The following is an 18077-nucleotide window of genomic DNA, read 5'->3' on the forward strand; positions in this document are numbered from 1 at the left end:
AGCACAGCCAGGGATAGGAGGCATCCCGCAGGGTGCCGGATAGCCCGGCCGCCCCGCAGGTGGCGGGGATGCCAAAAGCTGGTTTTACTAACTCCGTCGCTGAATGCTCCAAAAAACTTCACACTGCTTTACCGTCAGTTTGCGAAATTCCGCAACAAGCTCTTCGTAATCTTCTACCTTGCCGTAAATTTCCAATTGTTATGAAAAAAATAGTCCTTTTTATTTTTGTTGCTTCCTTATTGGCTGCCTCTTGCGGTAGTGCAGGCTTACTGGTGACGGACAATTTAACAATGTCTTTGAATACACTGACCTCCGGTACCTCTGTGAAACTAAAGCAAGGAGATTACCTACTGGACAAAACGATCTTGCTGGATGGAAAACAGGATATTACCATTGATGGTAATGGTTCAACGCTTACCGTGAATTCGCTTTCAGATCATGTGATTCATGTGGCTAATTGCAGTAACATTCGATTGATCAATTTCAAAGCAACTCACATAGAACCGTCAGGCCCGGTAGGGTGTACAGGCAACGTTTTATTGCTTGAAAATAGCTCGGATATATTGGTAGAAGGCTGCGACCTGAACGGTAGCGGCATCGTAGGCATCGCTTCCTACAATGTGGATAACCTGCGCGTATTGAATAATTTTATTCACGAAAACAGTGAATACAGCATTATTTATCAAGGCCCATCCCTATTACTGGACGGGAACATTTTCGAAGAGAATGGCAACGGCAACGTTATCTACTTCAGCCATGTTGAAAAAGGCGGAATGATGGGTTGGCCTCCCGATGAGCAAATTGCTATGGATACGCAGCTGCAAGGTTTGGTGATGCGTAATAATACTTTTAAGTAAGGATGCTGAGTTTTTATCACATAGGCATATAGAAAGTGCTTTTTATCACATAGGCACATAGTTNNACCCTCCCATCCACCGAAAAAGAAGGATAGTGAGCAAGCCCCAGGTCGTACCACTGACCATACTGAGAATAGCCAGCACAATGGCGTGGGGCATCCACTCTTCGTTATAAGCAGCAGTGACGGCCGGTGCGGTGGAAATTCCTCCCAGGTTGGCCATGCTCGCAATAGGCACCCATGCCATGTGGAGCTTGAGCGCCCTGGCCGCTAGCATCATAAAAAGGTAATGCAACAGGAGCCAGATGACTACCAGCCCAATGATTGACAGCGGCAGCGAGAAGCCCCCGAAGTTGAGTTTTAGCCCCAGGATGGCCATGATCAATATGATGAACAGGCCACCGGCTTTGAGCACCAGACTATGGTTCCAGCTCCGTACGAAGTTGCCCAGTAAGAGGCCGACAACCGACAAGAAAACGATTTTCCATAGGAAAGCTTCTACGAAATAAGTCGTGACCAACATCACCAGCAGGCAAGTGACAGCCGTAATCACAATACTATAGCGGCTGCTTTTCTGAAGGTCGATCTCGTCGGGAACAAAGTCCTGAATCTTATCGTCAATGCCAAAATAACTATTGAACTGGTCGCTGCGCTTGATCATCTGAAACATGAGGATGGTCCAGATATTCACCAATACATTGTCCAAAACCAAAATGGCCAGAAAGAGCCCTTCCGGGCATTCGGCTACTTCTTTGAGTACTAACTGACTGGTACTTCCTCCAATCCACCCTCCGACAATAGGAACGAGGCCCTTCCAGTATTCTTCCGTGATGACCAACTGTGTCCATTGATCGGAAAAAAGACTGGAAAACAGTACCAACAAAGGAGCGAGTACTGCAATCACAAACGAACCGATCACAAACAGGAGGATAGGCCGCAGGCCAATGATTTTGAGCTGCCGAAACGAAAGGGCACTCATGACAAAAAGAATAGCCAACGGGATGATGAAATCCTTACTCCATTGGTGCAATTGAACACTGGCCAAGTCCAGTTGAAAAAGGTGCGTGATCGAAGCAGGAATGACGTAAGCAAAGAGAATGGCAGGAAACCATTCCAGTAGCTTCCTGATCGGTGCAGATTTCTGCCGATCAAGCCAAAATACAACCGCGACCGTAACGGTGACAATCAGGAGGGCTATCGTTAACATAGTAAGCCCAGCTTATTGCAGGTGTTCCTGAAAGAAATCGATGGTACGTGTCCAGGCCAATTCCGCAGCGTCTTTGTCATAGCGCGGGGTGGTGTCGTTGTGGAAACCGTGGTTGGCGCCAGGATAAATATGGCCGGTGTATGTTTTGCCGTGTTCTTTAAGTGCAGCTTCGTAGGCTGGCCAGCCAGCGTTGACGCGCTCATCCAATTCACCAAAATGAAGGAGTAGCGCTGCTCCTATTTTAGGCACATCTTCTACTTTGGGCTGGCTACCGTAGAAGGGGACTGCTGCTTGCATTTCCGGCAAACGAACGNNGGCCATCATGTTGGATATCCAGCCGCCAAAGCAAAAACCTACCACGCCTACTTTGCCATTACACTCCGGGTGCTCTTTAAGGTAGTGATAAGCAGCAATGAAATCTTCGAGCATCTCCTGCTTGTCACGTTGCCGTTGCAGGGTACGGCCATCATCATCGTTGCCGGGGTAGCCACCCAGCGGCGTAAGCGCATCAGGGCCCAAAGCAATAAAACCTGCCAGCCCCGCCCGACGGGTCACGTCTTCGATATGAGGATTGAGGCCCCGGTTTTCATGCACCACAATGATGCCCGGCAGCTTTTCTGTGTTTTCCGAAGAGCGGCTAAGTAGACCTTTAATACTACCACCTCCCTCAGGAGAGTCGTAGTGGATATACTCCGAATTCAAGCGCGGATCATTGGCTTGTACCTGTAGTTTGCTCCCGTATTTAGGCATCAAGTAGTCCATTAAACTGGCAACAGTAAGCCCACCTACAGCGTACATGGATAGTTGCTCGACAAAAGTACGCCGGTCTATTTTGTTGTGGGCATACTGGTCGTAGAGGTCAAAGACTTCTTGGTTTACTTCCTTTTTGTTGAGCTTTTTCATCTTGCTTTGTTGTTTACTTATGTAATCGCTTCCCAATATACGAAGGAGGTTTTGAAGTGGGGATGCTAAATTTCCTCCAGCTTGCGCAGTAACCACTTGCGTTCTGACAGAATTTCTTCTTGCAGGATCATCGCTTTGTTTTTTTGCTTCTCCTCATTGTCGTAAGGATTACTGGTGATGAGCCTACGGGTGTAAGCTATTATGTTTTGAAAGTTTTTACGATGGTAATCACTTACCTCTCTTCGGCGGATGAACAAACGAAAGCTATCGAGATGAGACTCCAGGAGGTCAAATTCTTCGGCCTCGTAATAGATTTTTAGTTGGATGGTTTTAGCGATCAGCTGATTGACCAAATCTTTAGGATTGGCAACCTGAAGATGGGCCAAGGCTTGATCATAGTTTTTTTGACCGTATTCCAGCCGAGCCAGGTTGAAATAGACGGTACTTTCCTGATAATCCTGAGGTAAGTAGCTTTTATAACTTTCAATAAATTGCGCCACAGGCAGGAATTCCTCTAGCCGCAGGCCAAAACCAACAATATTGTCAAAAGTGAATCGCGACAACTGATGATTTTCGATAAAAAAGCCTTTCAGGAGCCCTTCCTGATATAACTCCCAGCCTTCGCGAGTAAACTCGAGGCTACCTTCATTGAGTTTTCGGATACAGAAATTAATAGCAGCCCGGTACAAATCCTTGAGTTCTTCCTGCGGAAATTGCGAGTAATGGATAAGCAGGTGCTCTCGGAATTTGCGGAAGTACATTTGACTATAGGCCTCCGTCAAAAAACGATAGCAGTAATAGTACAAGGCAATAGCAGGCACCTCCAGGTAAGGGCTGCCTTCTAATTCGTCGATCCATCCTTTGAGTAAACCAAACTGATAGTCTGTCTGATACACGGCCCGATGTGATAGTTGAGAGCAAACATGGCGGAGTTTTTGGGCGAGGTAGAGCACGTCCATCGTATCGCCTATTTCTTGTAAGTTAAGATGCCCTGTCCTCTTTTGGGTAGATTGAAACTTACTGGTTTCTAGCTGGAATTTTAATTGATTCTGAAAGAAATCAGCATTGCGATAGGGGTGCTGGCTTTGTTTTCGATCTGCTTTTTTTATAGCCCTACCGTAGTGTTTTGTAAGGTTTCGTTGCCGATAAAACCCTGCCAGGGCGAGGTGACTGGAGACTTCATCGGCTGTCACCGCATTCCACGTGAGGTATTTTTCGATGATCAGATGCAGGTCGCTCATGAGGCTTCTTAGCAGTTGGTCATCATAAGGTTGGTCATCAAAAATCGATTTGAACAAGTGTTCCTTAGTAGGGAATGGTTTGCCTTGGTAACGGTAGCTGGCAAGTGTATTGAAGAGTAGGGGGATATCCTGGCGGTGGGTTACGTAAGGAGATCGTACCAATTTCTTGAGCTCTCGGAGCGCTGTTTTGTCCAGTTTTTCCAGTAATTGATATAAAAGAGGCACAAGGGGCGTTTTTTATTTCTACAAAATAAATAGTTATTAATCTTTAAATAAGCTAATTAAGATCTAATTTAATAATAATAATTTCCACAAATGGTATTATTTGTTCTTGTGTTTGCGGGCCTCATCAAGCACCTTTGTCAGGAACGTATTACGAAAGAACAGATCCAAAAGATAAAACGGAACATAATGATGAAAACTAATCTCCCCTTTTTCTCCCTGACCAAAGTTGTGTTCTCCTGTTTATTGCTACTTGCGGCTACAGGAGCTGTAAGTGCGCAAGGCTGGCAAACGTGGTTTTATTTTGGTAGTGGTGGCGACTTTGCCAAGAACGACATTGTTGACGTTATCGGCTATACCGATAACCTGGCGATTGTAGTTGCTCAAGCTACTGGTGGCGTGGCAGGGGCTTCTTTTACGCTTTATACGGTTGCTGGTGACGAGAATTTAGTGTCTGGTCAATCGGGCGTTAATCTCCCTACAGGGGAGGAGGATGAACTGGACTATTACCCTATTGCTGGAGTAACCAATACTGCTGATACCGTCTACGTATTAGTCGAACGAACCGACGAACTAGCAGCGGGCCAATCACTGTATCTTGTGAAGATGGTACGTGTCGCTGGGTCAGTTGGTTATGTGATGGATTGGCACAAGCCACTTTACGATCTTTTTCCAGACTATGTATTCGGAGCTTCCTTGGTGAAAACAAATGACGGGCAAATCATGGCTTTGGGTACCGTTACCAGCGATGTGACGCCTGATGATGATGGCACAGATATGCTGATGGTGAAAGTAGATTACGATGGTAATGTTTTGTGGTCCAATATCCAAATGACGCTTGGAGGCGATAGGGCAGTGCAAATTATTCCGGCAGCTGACGGTGGCTATTGGGTGTTAAAAGAAAACACAGTGTTTTTGCCAGGGCCTACAACAACAAGTTGGTTGGTCAAGACCGATGAGTTTGGCGAAACGGTGTCCGAAACGATGCTGGCAGGGACCGAAGGTGATGATGTTCAAGACATGATCCTTACAGCTGACGGTGGTTTCGCCATTTGCGGACAAACGGCTGACGAGGCGCTTTATGTACTCAAAATAGACGCGGCAGGAAACATCCTCTGGCGACAAGATTATACCTCCGATAGCTACACCGCCGAAGGACTTGGCATTATCGAAGATGCACAAGGAAACCTGGTGGTTTCTGGCAGCTTGACCTACCTCAGCACGAGTATAAAAAACGCCTTCATCGTAAAGCTACAAAGCGACGGCACACCACTCTGGGAGCGCGACTATCCACGTAGCGGCAACGCGGCAGGGTTTGTAGCAGATGTTTTCAATGACCTTACGCTTACCCCTGCGGGGCAATACCTGATGGGCGGCGCCCGCTTTTCGGGTTCAAACCCAGGGACGACCTTTGCTTATTTTGTAAAAACCGACACTTTCGGCCTTACCAAAGGCGGTAATATCCGAGGTAATGTTTTTCATGATCTAGATCTCGATTGTACCGCTGGTGTCGATGATTTGAACTTGGAAGACTGGGTTGTTCAGGTCAGTAACGATAGCCTCAATTTCTTTGGGAATACCGACGCGCAGGGCAATTATGCCATCCCCGTTTTTGTCACCAATGGCAATCCCGTAAACTATACCGTTTCCATCACTCCGCTCAGCAGCTACTGGGAACCTTGCGTGAATGATATTCCGGTTACCATTGATTACCTGGATACGCTGGCCGTTGATTTTGCACTCCAGGCGGTGGTAGAATGCTCTTTAATAGAAACACACATTAGCAGCACCAATTTTCGCCCCTGTGACACGACGGAGATTGCGATTGACTATTGCAATATTGGGACGATTACCTCCGAAGATACATACATGGAGGTCGAACTCAATGATGATCTCACCTTTGTTACAGCTACCTCCGTACCTACTCAGATCATGGGCAACACTTATACCTTTGATCTAGACGATTTAGCAATTGACGACTGCGGTAGCTTGATGATCACGGCATTGTTAGCTTGTGATACTATGCTGCTGGGGCAGGCATCGTGCATCACTGCCCATGTTTATCCGGATACAATTTGTCCCGTTCCCGGAGAGAATTGGACGGGGGCTCTTTTGAATGCCCGCTACACTTGCGCCGATGGCAACATCCAATTTGAAATTGAAAACGTAGGTACCCAAAGCATGGCCACAGACTTGCAGTATGTTATTATTGAAGATGCCGTATTGCTCCGTGAGGGTATTTATAACCTAGACCCGGATCAAGAGATGCTTCCTGATGTGGTGCCCCAAAACGGCTCGACTTATACTTTGATAGCGCAGCAAGAACCCGGTGCCCCTGGGGCGGAGTTGATCAGTATTGGTGCTGATGCTTGCCCCAATGAAGGGAGCCCGGAACTCAACGAGTTTGCACAGTATACAGGTGATCCCTATTCCGTGACTTACTGCCCCATTGTGGTAGGTTCGTATGACCCCAACGACAAGCAGGCCATCCCCGCAGGCTTTGGCGAAGACCACGGTATTTCAGCCAACACCCCAATTGAATACACCATACGTTTTCAGAATACAGGCACAGATACGGCATTTCGGGTAGTGATCAAAGACGAGCTCTCTCCGTTTTTAGATCCTTCGACCCTTCGTCCTGGGCCTTCTAGCCACCCTTACGAATGGTACTTTGAAGACCAGGCAGTGGTATTCCATTTCCCTAATATTGAACTGCCGGACAGTAGCGCAAACCTGGCTGCTTCCCAGGGTTTTGTAAGTTTCCGAATCGATCAAGATGATCGCTTGCCAGCCGAGACGCGTATTGAAAACAGTGCTGGCATTTACTTTGATTTCAATGCGCCCATTATTACCAATACCGTCTTTCATACAGTGAAAGAGTTTATTGACATTATTAATGAAACGGTAGTAGTGGCTGATCCAAGTCTAACTGTGAATATTGCTCCCAATCCGATAAAAGATGGTGCCCGAATATGGGTAGAAGGTTTGTCTGCGCAATCGACAGACTTACATCTTCAATTGTTTGATGCAAGCGGCAAGCTACAAAGAACGATGGCCGGAGACGATGACGGCTTTTGGCTACAGCGTGGAAACTTGCCGGCCGGCATGTATTTCTTTACCATCAGTAACGAACAAGGCTGGTTGGCTAATGGCAAACTGGTTGTTCAGTAGAATGGCATATCGATTTCTGAGTGCTCTCTCCTTTGGCGAACTGATTAAGTTTGCGTCAAGTCCAATTCGTTCCGAAATCGGGACGTAAGACGTAGCTGGATCATGGCGTATCCCGATCCACCGGAAGAGCAGGACAATGGATAGAAGCCGTTTCGTAGGGCTGGGCATGAAACCCAGCTCTATGGAGCGGCGGATAGCCAGGTGCCGTCTCCCGACTGCATCAGTCGGGAGACGGCATGGCCCCAAATAGGCTATGCTTCCACTATCATTTTTCCGCCCAATTCGTTGAGCAACCCGCTTAAATACCCTTCCGTGATATGCGCCTTGGCCCGGTATTCCTCTTGTTCCATCAATAGGTTATGAAGTTTTGGCAGGTTGTAGTAAGGCACTCCTGGGTAGAGGTGATGTTCCAGGTGATACGCAACCTGGTGCGGCGCAATGAGGAAGCGCTCAAAAGCATTGGTCTTAACGGTGCGCGTAGAAGACAGCATATCATCATAGGCCATCTCGCCGTAATGTTCGGCCACGCTGCGGATGTACTGAAACATGAAGAAAGACGAAAGGTAAGGGACGAACCAAAACATCAGGTAGTACAACCAGGTGCCGGTGAAAGTAAGGGTTGCAAACAGCACCACGTAAAACAACAACTTGGGCCAACGCGCCTCTTGTACCGTATGGGTTTTAGCATCAGGAGCCTGGAAACGCTGCAAGAACCATACAGCATCTTTTGTGCCTTGGTACAACACAAGATAAGAGAGAAGTGTGCCAATAAATTCCCGCTTGGTTTTAGGAAACGTAAACTCCGGCTTGCCAAACTTGGCCACCCAATCCGGGTCGTGATCCGTATTCAGGTGCTGATGATGACGCAGGTGATTTTGACGATAAATGGCGATAGAGGTAAACAAGGGGTACATCGTCAGGAGATTGGAAACCATATCGTTCCAGTAGCGATTTTTCAGGAAACGAAAATGGGTAGCATCATGCATCAAGATCGCTAAAGCGTGCATTCTCGCACCAATGACAACGACTGCCAAAAGGTAGGTAAGGGGATTCAGGAATTGCAAACAAACATAGATAGTGACCGCGATAACCAACCAGTCAAAGGCCATACCCAAAGCGTGACGATATGCCTTGGTTTTGAATAGCGGCTTAAACAGCTTAGGATCAAGCGTAATCTGTAAGTCGTGCTGATGGTGATGAGCTCCCATGATAGTTAGTATTAAGTTTTATTATGGCAGCAAGTTCCAGGCATTGACCCCATTTTGAAACACCAGCAATGCTAGAGAACAACTTGAACGGGTAATGTGCGCTTTGCGCTTGATAAGTGGTACAGGGCTCTCCTCCTGTTAAATTCATGAATTCACTCTAGCTAGTCTAGCGCTTATAATCCCTTATATTTCCTTTTATGGTTCAAAAAACCTTCGGTGCCTGTGGTGGTTCAAAAAATAATTTCTCACCAAATACCAAACATTCCCTACTTTTAGGAGAGAGAAAACGAAATAGCTTTTTTGAGCAGACACACACGATACATGAGATTCATCCTGAAATCCCTAGGCCCGGAGTATGTTTCGGCAGAATGTTTTTACGAATTGCACGCTGAACAGGCTACTTTTTACAGCCCAGTCTATTCGGACAAAAGCGCCGCCTTGTTGGCCATGGAAGAGCTGGTTTTGAAGTTGCGAAATCGCAAGAAAACCAAGGTGTCAATTGCCAAAAACAATGCCGCTTATACCATTGCACTCTTTGGTAACGATACACAGGTAGTACGGCCAAGCACTGCTTTTACGGACAAGATGACTGCCATTGAAGTATTTGAAGAAGTACTCAATGCCGCCGCTGCCGATAGTTTTCCGCTTAGTTTTATGGAGTTGCCGGAAGCGATTGGTGGCATTGCTTCTATCGGTGATTTGGGGTTGCGGGCTGGTATGGACAACTATCCCTGGGTGGAAGTAAATACGAGTACGCTACGAGTAGGTGTCAAAGAAAGAGGCGGCACTACCCTGATGGGAGCACCCTTTGGAATGTCGCCCTCCATGGGCGTTTCCCCGTTTTCTGGTGGTGGCCCTTGTGAGCCACTTTTCAATGTCTTGCAGCCACAGGTAGCAGCTGATCTTCCGCTCTTTATGGGGCGTAAGCAGGAGGTGGAAGACCTCTACGCTATGACGCGCAACAACCGACTTTTGCTTCTTTACGGGCAACCGCGTGTAGGCAAAACCAGCCTCATTCAGTGTGGCCTCGCCAACCGGATGGAGGCTGTGCCGGGCGAACTCTTTGTGCACCGTCGTGGTGCCGGAGGAATGCTCCCCTCTCTGGTGGAATCCCTACGTACAGAAATTGCCAGCCTCACCAATAAGCCTACTCCCGAAGCAGCAGACCCTATGGATTTGTTGCCCCTGCTGCATGAGCAAGTTCAAAAGCCCGTTTTTCTGGTTTTTGACCAACTGGAAAAACTATTTGAAACGGAAGTCACAGAAGAGGAACGCAATGAGTTTTTCGCTTTCATCCGGTACTTGACCTCCGAAGAAAGCTTGCCTTATCGGATTATCTTATCCCTGCGCGAAACCTTTCTGGCTCCCTTGGCGGAATACGAGGAAATGCTCCCTTCGTTGCTCACTCACCGTTATCGGGTGCAGCCCTTGAGCAAAAAGTCAATGATTGATGTATCTCTGAATTTGCTGGACTTGTTTAAGTCCAAAGGCAAGATGGATATTGATAATCCGGAAGTAATTGCAGAAAAGCTATGCTCGGAGTTGGCCAATGACAAAGGAGAAGTACCTTTTCAGTGTCTGCAAATTTATATGCAGGAACTGCACCAAACAAGCTGCGCAGAATCTGGTGGAAAAGTCCCCGCGTTTGATGCCAGCCTGATCGATAAAATGGGGCCTGGCCGCGAGGTGATCGAAGGTTACGTAAACCGAGAAATGACTCGCCTGGAGTCACTACTACCCGAAGATGGTAGTCCTGCTGATCCCGAGGTTTTACAAAAAATCAATGATCTACAGGAGAGTCGCCAATGCTGCGGCTGTGGAGATACCAAAGCGGTGATGCCCGTAGCTGCCGCAGTGGTAGGTGCTGGTGTAAGTAACCGCAGCCGCAACCTGCGTTGGTTGTTACTGATCGCCCTTTTGGCCCTCCTCTTTGGTGCTTTGGCCTATTGGCTGCTCAGCAACTGGTCCCAAAAGCAAGATCCCTGCTACGCAGCCAAGCAAGCAGATACCTGCGAAGCTTACGTCAATTACCTCAGCAAATACGGCGAAGATGCTACTTGTGCTGCCGAATTTCGCGAGCTGCTCGCCACCAGGCAATGTGGCACCCTCTGGCAGGATTACCAAATGTTACAAACCACAAAAACCTGCGGTGCTTACCAGGATTTTTTCCGCAAGTACCGCAACACAGCCGTCTCTACCGAACGGGTGCAACGCTACCTACTGGAATGGCAATGCCCAATGGTGCGCGATACCGTAGAGGTCCCTGTTCATGATACCATCTACAGTGGAACCCCCAATGGATTTAATACAACAGGAGGCCGACTACCCACAGGAACCGGAGGCGTGAGCCGAACCGGCAGCAACCCGCCCTGCCAGGATTTTAACGGCACCAACTTCAAACAGGTAGGCCCACTGTGGTTTATGACTGATCCGCTGGCAGGTGGCCCCTACGCCTGGGAGGAAGCTCTGGATGCTTGTCAGGCCAAAGGCTGGCGCTTGCCTTGTATCGGCGAAGTTGATTATCTAATCGACAACATCTACCGTGGGCAAACCAGTCGCGCCTACCAAATGCTGACGGGTAGCGGCGAGTGCTATCTCATGAATCCCGCCCAAGCTCCCAACGAGCGCATCGACTTCTGGACAGGCACCGAAGCCAATGACGCCACTGCATGGACGTTCTACTTTGATACCCAAACCAAAACTATCGGGCGCGAGTCGAACATCATCAAAGGCCGTCGATTACCTTGCCTGTGTGTAAAAAAAGACCCGCAGAAAGGGAGCGGATTGCCGCCTTGCTATAACAAGCGAGTAGAGAGAAATTAAAATCTCACGGTACATGGTATAACGTCGAGTTTAAGCACATCCATGAAGATTTAACTGATTTTTATGGGTATAATAGTCAGCGAATACTTGCATTGTATGGTAATTGCCAATAACTTTGAATAGCAAAGTACTTTTAAAAACACAATTTAGCTATGACTATTCAAATCACAAGGCTTGTTCGGATTTTGATGAGTATCCCGCTGCTATTGCTCATCCCGTTAGTTGCGATGCAATTTTCTGCCGAAGTTCAGTGGGGTTTACTCGACTTTATGGTTGCAGGTTTCCTGCTGCTTACCGCTGGTTTAACCATAGAGTTGGTATTGCGTAAAGTCACCGAGCCCCGTCAGCGAGTTCTTCTTTGTTTGGCTATCTTAGCTGTGTTTTTGTTGGTTTGGGCCGAGCTGGCCGTTGGTATTTTTGGTACGGCGCTAAGTGGAAGTTAAAGTCTATTCTATGCTTAAAAACCTATTTATCCTGATCGCTACGGCCGTCATTCTAACAAGTTGTGGCGGAGTAAACAGCAGCAAGCACCTACTTTCGCAAGACATGAGTGCGGAGCAGTATACATCTGCTGCAGTAAGTATTTTGGCCGACGGCACTGTACAGGAAGGCTCTGCTGCAATAGCTGCGCATTGGGAGTCGGTCGCGAAGAGTTCGGGCCGACAGTTGGTAGGCAGTGTTCCTGTAGGTAGCGATGGTCAGTACGTCTACGAAATTAGCCGCTTTGAAACCGCGGATGATCAAGCTTTTGCACAAGTCATTATTTGGGACAACCAAGGCACGGAACCCCTCCGAGCCCTTCAATTTACTGCTGCTTATAACAAGCTATTGACGGACACTGACGTCATTGATACGGCACGTGCCCGATGGATGGAATACTGTAATGCCCATGAGGTCGCGAAACTGATACAGGAGATGTATACGCCGAACACCCTCTACTACAATCATCGCCCTTTGTTGCGTAGCCGTGCCGCGCTGGAAAAGGAATATGCTTATATGAAAAACCCCGATTACCAGCTCACGCTGACGCCACTCTTCGTGGAGCCGGTATCGGAGCACTTGGTGCTGGAGCTGGGACAATGCAGCGGCAGCTACGGTGGTAAATACCTTATTGTTTGGCAGGAACAAACGTCTGGGGTTTGGCAGGTGTTGCTGGATGCCAACCTATAGTCTGTCTTGGAGGACTATATAGCACCCCTTACTGCTTCACCAGCCCTCTGCTCACTGGTCTTCCCCCGTCCACCGACAACTGAATGGTATAACTTCCTTTGGGCAGCTTCGCCATTGGGATATGCACCTGATGAGGGCCTGCCAGCAGATTTTGACGGTCCAGCACTTGAAGCAATAACTGCCCTTGCTGATCAAAGACCTGAATAGATACGCTGCTGCTCTTTTGTAGTTCAAAACGCAGTGTACTCGTATCAGTAGCGGGGTTGGGGGATAAAGACCAGTGGAGAGAAGCGGCCAGTGCTGTCGACGCTGAAGTGGTACCATCTTCGAGGCCCGTAATCATGCGTAGCGCCCTGGTATTGTAATCGGATACAAAAAGGGTGTCTTGTGAAGGGGTAGCCACAATGCCATTGGGGCCATTAAATTTGGCCGTACTGGCATCGCCATCTACCGTGCCAGCAGTGGAGCCCAAGATGATGGTGCCATTGCCATCGAGGTCCATGCGGTAAATTTCGTGTTGAGTAAAGAGCGTGCCATAAATATAGCCTTTGGCATAAGCTATAAAGCCCAGCCATTGGTTACTGTTTCCTGGGGCTTGCCCAATGAGTGTTTGTTCGCCATTGTCTCCAAGTCGGATAATCTTGCGGTTGTTGAAGTTGCCGGTATACAAGCGACCCTCATCGTCGTAGCAGAGGCCCACAGGGCCGTTGAGCTGGTCGCCGGTGCTCCAGGGAAACCACTCGCCGTTGGGGGCGATTTTTGCAATACGGTTGCCGGTATAACTGGTGGCAATAAGCGTGTCGCTGTCCAGTTCGAAAATCAAGCCGGAGGGATTGTTGAAGTCATCAACAAAAATGGTGGCATTCCCTTCCGTGTCAATTTTATAAATCTTGTTGCCCTCATTGTCGGCCATATAGAGGGTGCCGTCATTACCAAAGGCCATGCCGTTGGGGGTGTTAAAACCATCAGAGAAGACCGTCGTGCTGGCTTCGAAGGGGACCCACCGCGAAATGGCAGAACCTTGGTAGCGAACACCAAAAAGCTGCCCTGTGGCGTCGATAACCAGCGCATCGTCAATGCCAGAATTGGTAACGACGGTGGTGACTTGCTGGGCGTTAAGCGCAAGCGAGAAAAAGATCAGCAGCGCAAGCGAGAAGTACTTTGTAAACATTTTTGGAGGTCTTTGAATTCGAGTGATAAAATTGAAAATCACTCGCAAATACCCGCAAAACCCACAAAATATCGACCTCTTTTACAAAGTGGGACGCTTTTTTTAATAAAAATCAAGGGCTTCGCTGTTTATAGGGGCTGTAGCGGCGCTTCGCTGGCTACCGCTTGTTCCATTCCTAGTGCTTGCCAAGGCGCGCACTACCATTCCGATGAAAGATCGGAACCAGCTCATCCTTACCTGCCTGCCCGCGAGGCGCGGCCGAGCAGGCAGGCTCCCTCCGGGCCTCGCGCTTCAGGCTCCGCCTTGCGCGGTTTTCTTGATACTGGATGAGTACAAAGCTAAGATGTAACTACCTCTCTAAAATATTCACTGGGGCTAGATCCCGTAACCTTGCGAAAAGCGCGATTGAAAGCCGATTTGGAATTGAAGCCCGATTGGTAAGCCAGTTGCAAGATGGATCTTTCGTGTTCGGCAGCAGCCTCGTAAGCTTGGATAAAAGTACCAATCCGCAAAGTGTTGATCAGGTCAAAGAAGCTCTGGCCGGTACCGGTGTTGATGATGCGTGATAACTCGTGGCGGGGCAAATCGGTAGCTTGGGCCAGATCAGCGAGTTTGAGCTGAGGTTCCAGGTAAGGTTTTTCTTCTTCCAGGTACTCCATGATGTGGTTAAGGGTTGCTTCTTCTTCGGGGCTCAGTGTTTTGTCATTGACAGGGGAGGGAAGGGTGAAAAGTTCATCTTGGAGCAATACCGTATAGGCCAACCAAAAGGTGTAACCAACGATCAGGAACCAAAAAACGCGATACATGAGATAGATAGGATCGTGAACAAAAATTCTGTACCCAAAAGAAAAGGTCCAGCAGGCTGCTAGCACCAAGCCCACCTGGAAAAATGTCGGCAAAAATCGGCGGGCTGCTTCACTAGCCTGTAATTGTCCCGTCAGGAAAGCATGTTTAGCTGACCGAAAACTGACCAAGAGGTAGGCGATCAAACTAACGATAGCCCCGCCCTCAATAAGTAAAAAGCTAAGGTAGACGGCCTGCCCATCCATAAAATGCCAATGCCCATTGAGGTGCTGCCCCAAAACGGTATTGGCCACCACAACATGAACAAACGCAGGAATAGCATGCCACCACAACTGGCTTTTGGGTAACATCGGCAAGTGCAACAAATGACGTGTAAATAGCCATAAGCAAGGCCCGAGCACAAACAAGATCACATCGGGCAACAAGATGACTTCTGCATAGCTGTAAAGCCACGCTGAACGATAGCTCAGGCGAGCAAACAACAAAAAGGAAACCAATAAAACGAGCGCTACCAAATAATTAGCCGCTGGCCGGTTGGCTACTTTCCGTTGCTGCAAAAGGATGGCCAGGAACAAGCCCTGTGTTCCGCCAAGGATCAAAAGTGCATCAAATAAAGAAAAAGTCGGCATGATCGTTAAACGATGGGAGGGCCAGTAGTGCTGCGTTTGAGGCACTCGGTTTTAAAGAAGAAGTTTAGCGCAAGCGCTTTGATGGGGCAGCTTTTTAATGCCTTCATTACGTACGTTAAACCGCCACCGTTACCCGCAGGGCCTTCAATCCATCGGCACCCTGTAAGCGCTCCAGTTCCAGTTCTTCAATTTCATCTGTAATGTAGCCCTGCTGAAGGAGGTGATGAATGTATTCCAGGTATTCCGTCCTGTCTTTTTCCTGGAGCCATACGATGGCCAGTTTGCCCTTGAGGGTAAGCCGTTCTTTGGTTCCTTTGATAACTGCTTTGTCGATTCTCTTCTTCAGGATTTCGTAACGTACATTATAGGCACCGTCTACATCAAACTGCTTCTCATCCATGTTGAAGCGGATACTTAGCGCATTGTTGTAAACAAATACCAGTTGGGCTGTCGAGAGCGGCACCCGCAAGTTTTGTTTATTCTTTTCTACCAAACGGGTGACTTCACACATGAGCATGAGTTGCCATAAGCGAAAATCCTTGAGAAAGTAGTGGCTGAAATTACCTTCAGGTAAAAGAGATTGCCCGAGATAGATATTGTATTCTACGCCATCGGTAACGTATTTTTCAAAAAAGTGCGGCAACAATTCCTGCTTTTTAGTAACCTCCTGATCAATATATCTGGAGATAAGATCATTGAGTTCATGTACGCTGTCTTCATAATCTTTCCGCTTGCGGTAAACAACGTTCAATTTTGGGTCGAGGTAATCGAAATATTCTTTCAACACTTCTTTAGGGAGTTGATCATACCTTTCACAGAGTTCTCGCAGTAGCGGGTGAATCTCTTCTGTGAGCAATTCTACAATTTGCGATTCATCACTGGATACATAGCCGTCATTCTCAAGCCGATGAATGAAGGCTTCGGTTTTGGCCAGGTAAATATCTAATAATTGAAATTCCAATAGCTTTCTAAAGGCTTTGATCACCTTTTGTACCCGTTGCAAGTTATCGAGCATATCAGCCTCAATAGAACGGTTGCGGATTTTAGAGGAACCAACAATGTCGGCTTGCCCGTAAAGTGGATATACATTTTTGAAAGCGATAGGTTCCAGGATTGGAGCTTTACCGTTCTCGTGGGGCGACAAGAGAAACTGCTGGGTCACTTCCTGAAACTTCCATTCCACAGAAGGATGGATATAGGTAAATTGCTTTTGAATGAAAAAACTGATCGTGTTATCCATTTCTTGTATCCAGCGATTGCTGCCCAATGAATACAAAGAGATGATCTCCCCCAGTTTACCCAAGAGTTGGTTGTTAAGGCGATAAGGCTGTTTGGATGCAAGCTCCATGACACCAAATATTTGGCCATTTCTATTTCTTTGTGGCGCAAGCAACAGGCTTCGGTACCCTTGCTTAATCAGGTGTGAGGTTACTTTGCCCGGCTGTTTTATTTGTTGCAAATCACCGATGATAATGGTTTGGCCATCATTCATAGTTTTACCGTAGGTACTGTCGTTGCAAAAATCTCCTTTGGTAAACTGAGCCAAAGTAGGGAGACCGCCAAGAATACTCCAGGAGGCTAAGGTCGCGTACTTGAAATCGCGATTGAGTACACTGCCAAAAACAACATCAGGCATCTGTAGGTAAGAACAGATCATGCCACTGAGCTGCTGGCGAATGTTATCCGCGTTGTCAACATCTTGGTCTACTTCTGTAACCATCATCTCTTTCATCCTGGAAAGGACCTCTACCTCGGTGACGTCCTGGATGTAACCAATGACCAGGCCTTCAAAAGAAAAGTCTTCTGGTGGAAAGTTTTCTAGCCAGTATTGTTCGTTACCCCACTCCTCGAAAAGCTGGTGGATTTGCACCTGGTCCAGAGGCTTAAGCGTATTCAACGGTGTAGTTTTGACATAATCCAAGATCACATTTATTTTGAAGTGTCTTTCCAACTTTGTCTGCCGATGCCGGAAGGTCAATGTCTGATAGGAATTCGATTCAATTTGTTGTCCGTGAAAATCATGAAGAATCAGTTTTCCTGCTTCAATAGCAGGGCTCCCCATTTTTCCTTTGATTAAGTCGCCAGATATTTCAACTTCCCAATCATCTGAAGAAAAAAGTTCTTGCAGTGCAGGTGTTGTGTAAAAGAACTCTTTTGTGAATGGCTTCGATACAAAACCCATCTGGCCTTCAAAAAATAGCGCAGGGAACAACATACTTATTACCGCTTGCCTTTTTTCGAGTGTATCCAGTTTTTCGGGATCGGAAAAAGCAATTAAATTTCGTTCAGCCTCTTCCATAACACTAGTATCGGCTACGCCTATAGTCTCGTGTATCCCAATTCTTTTCTCCCTCATTTTTTCAATAAAGGGCATAAAACTAAAAGTAGACGAATAAGGATTGACCTCTTTCGAAAGGGACATTTTTTCGAAAAACGCTTTTATCGGGAGATACTGCGCGCATTCCTCGTCACGAGTAGGTGGGGTTTGGGTAGTTACTTTTAACATAGTATGGACGATTTAGCTTCTAAAAATGAAGCGAAAAGGTAGCTGGAAAAGAAATGCTCGTGTCTGGCTTGTTGATGCACAAAGAAAGGGTAGAATGCCCTGCTTTATCATCTTTATAGACATTGAGCTAGCTAATAAACGGAGAATGAGGGGGAGTGGTTGAAGA

Annotated in this window: 11 protein-coding genes and 2 pseudogenes; 5 read left to right on the plus strand and 8 right to left on the minus strand. The window is 47.4% G+C overall.

All coding sequences use genetic code 11. From position 1 onward, the window contains the following. Positions 1–200: 200 nt before the first annotated feature. On the plus strand, positions 201–857 hold the full coding sequence (locus tag ACRBG0_RS07520) for a right-handed parallel beta-helix repeat-containing protein (RefSeq protein WP_431486293.1): 657 nt from the start codon (positions 201–203) through the stop codon (positions 855–857). A gap of 65 nt (positions 858–922) precedes the next feature. On the opposite strand, the pseudogene ACRBG0_RS07525 reads toward ACRBG0_RS07520, so the two are convergent. The 4 genes and pseudogenes from ACRBG0_RS07525 to ACRBG0_RS07540 form a co-directional block, all read right to left on the minus strand. Further along, positions 923–2063: pseudogene (locus ACRBG0_RS07525) on the minus strand (DUF819 family protein); the annotation flags it as partial. 12 nt (positions 2064–2075) lie between these two features. Continuing rightward, on the minus strand, positions 2076–2376 hold a 301-nt coding region (locus tag ACRBG0_RS07530), incomplete at its 5' end, for a dienelactone hydrolase family protein (protein ID WP_431486294.1). A 2-nt stretch (positions 2377–2378) separates the two neighbouring features. Next, positions 2379–2966 (minus strand): annotated as a pseudogene (locus ACRBG0_RS07535) (dienelactone hydrolase family protein); the annotation flags it as partial. 65 nt (positions 2967–3031) lie between these two features. Then, positions 3032–4432, minus strand: coding sequence for a hypothetical protein (locus ACRBG0_RS07540; protein ID WP_431486295.1), 1401 nt, complete (start codon positions 4430–4432; stop codon positions 3032–3034). A gap of 186 nt (positions 4433–4618) precedes the next feature. On the opposite strand from ACRBG0_RS07540, the gene ACRBG0_RS07545 reads away from it, so the two are divergent. Next, positions 4619–7600 carry a T9SS type A sorting domain-containing protein gene (locus ACRBG0_RS07545; RefSeq protein ID WP_431486296.1) on the plus strand — a complete coding sequence of 994 codons (2982 nt, stop codon included), beginning with the start codon at positions 4619–4621 and terminating at the stop codon, positions 7598–7600. Positions 7601–7851: 251 nt separating this feature from the next. Here the strand turns inward: ACRBG0_RS07545 and ACRBG0_RS07550 are convergent, their stop codons facing one another. Then, the gene (locus tag ACRBG0_RS07550; protein ID WP_431486297.1) at positions 7852–8808 is read right to left on the minus strand and encodes a fatty acid desaturase family protein; all 957 of its coding nucleotides are present in this window, start codon (positions 8806–8808) and stop codon (positions 7852–7854) included. Positions 8809–9129: 321 nt separating this feature from the next. On the opposite strand from ACRBG0_RS07550, the gene ACRBG0_RS07555 reads away from it, so the two are divergent. The 3 genes from ACRBG0_RS07555 (at position 9130) to ACRBG0_RS07565 (ending at position 12801) form a co-directional block, all read left to right on the plus strand. Next, positions 9130–11631 (plus strand): hypothetical protein, encoded by a 2502-nt coding sequence (locus ACRBG0_RS07555; protein WP_431486298.1) that lies wholly within the window; start codon positions 9130–9132, stop codon positions 11629–11631. 152 nt (positions 11632–11783) lie between these two features. Further along, positions 11784–12074: a hypothetical protein gene (locus tag ACRBG0_RS07560; RefSeq protein ID WP_431486299.1), complete on the plus strand. Its 291-nt coding sequence runs from the start codon at positions 11784–11786 to the stop codon at positions 12072–12074. A gap of 10 nt (positions 12075–12084) precedes the next feature. Beyond that, positions 12085–12801 carry a hypothetical protein gene (locus tag ACRBG0_RS07565; RefSeq protein WP_431486300.1) on the plus strand — a complete coding sequence of 239 codons (717 nt, stop codon included), beginning with the start codon at positions 12085–12087 and terminating at the stop codon, positions 12799–12801. 28 nt (positions 12802–12829) lie between these two features. Here the strand turns inward: ACRBG0_RS07565 and ACRBG0_RS07570 are convergent, their stop codons facing one another. The 3 genes from ACRBG0_RS07570 to ACRBG0_RS07580 all read right to left on the minus strand — a co-directional run bounded on the left by ACRBG0_RS07570 (position 12830) and on the right by ACRBG0_RS07580 (position 17911). Then, the gene (locus ACRBG0_RS07570; protein ID WP_431486301.1) at positions 12830–13972 is read right to left on the minus strand and encodes a T9SS type A sorting domain-containing protein; all 1143 of its coding nucleotides are present in this window, start codon (positions 13970–13972) and stop codon (positions 12830–12832) included. Positions 13973–14310: 338 nt separating this feature from the next. Next, a complete protein-coding gene (locus ACRBG0_RS07575) occupies positions 14311–15405 on the minus strand; it encodes a helix-turn-helix domain-containing protein (protein ID WP_431486302.1) in 1095 nt (364 codons plus the stop codon). 115 nt (positions 15406–15520) lie between these two features. Continuing rightward, positions 15521–17911: a hypothetical protein gene (locus ACRBG0_RS07580; protein ID WP_431486303.1), complete on the minus strand. Its 2391-nt coding sequence runs from the start codon at positions 17909–17911 to the stop codon at positions 15521–15523. Positions 17912–18077: the final 166 nt, after the last annotated feature.

The sequence above is a fragment of the Lewinella sp. genome (genome assembly GCF_050633125.1).
Lineage (GTDB): Bacteria > Bacteroidota > Bacteroidia > Chitinophagales > Saprospiraceae > Lewinella.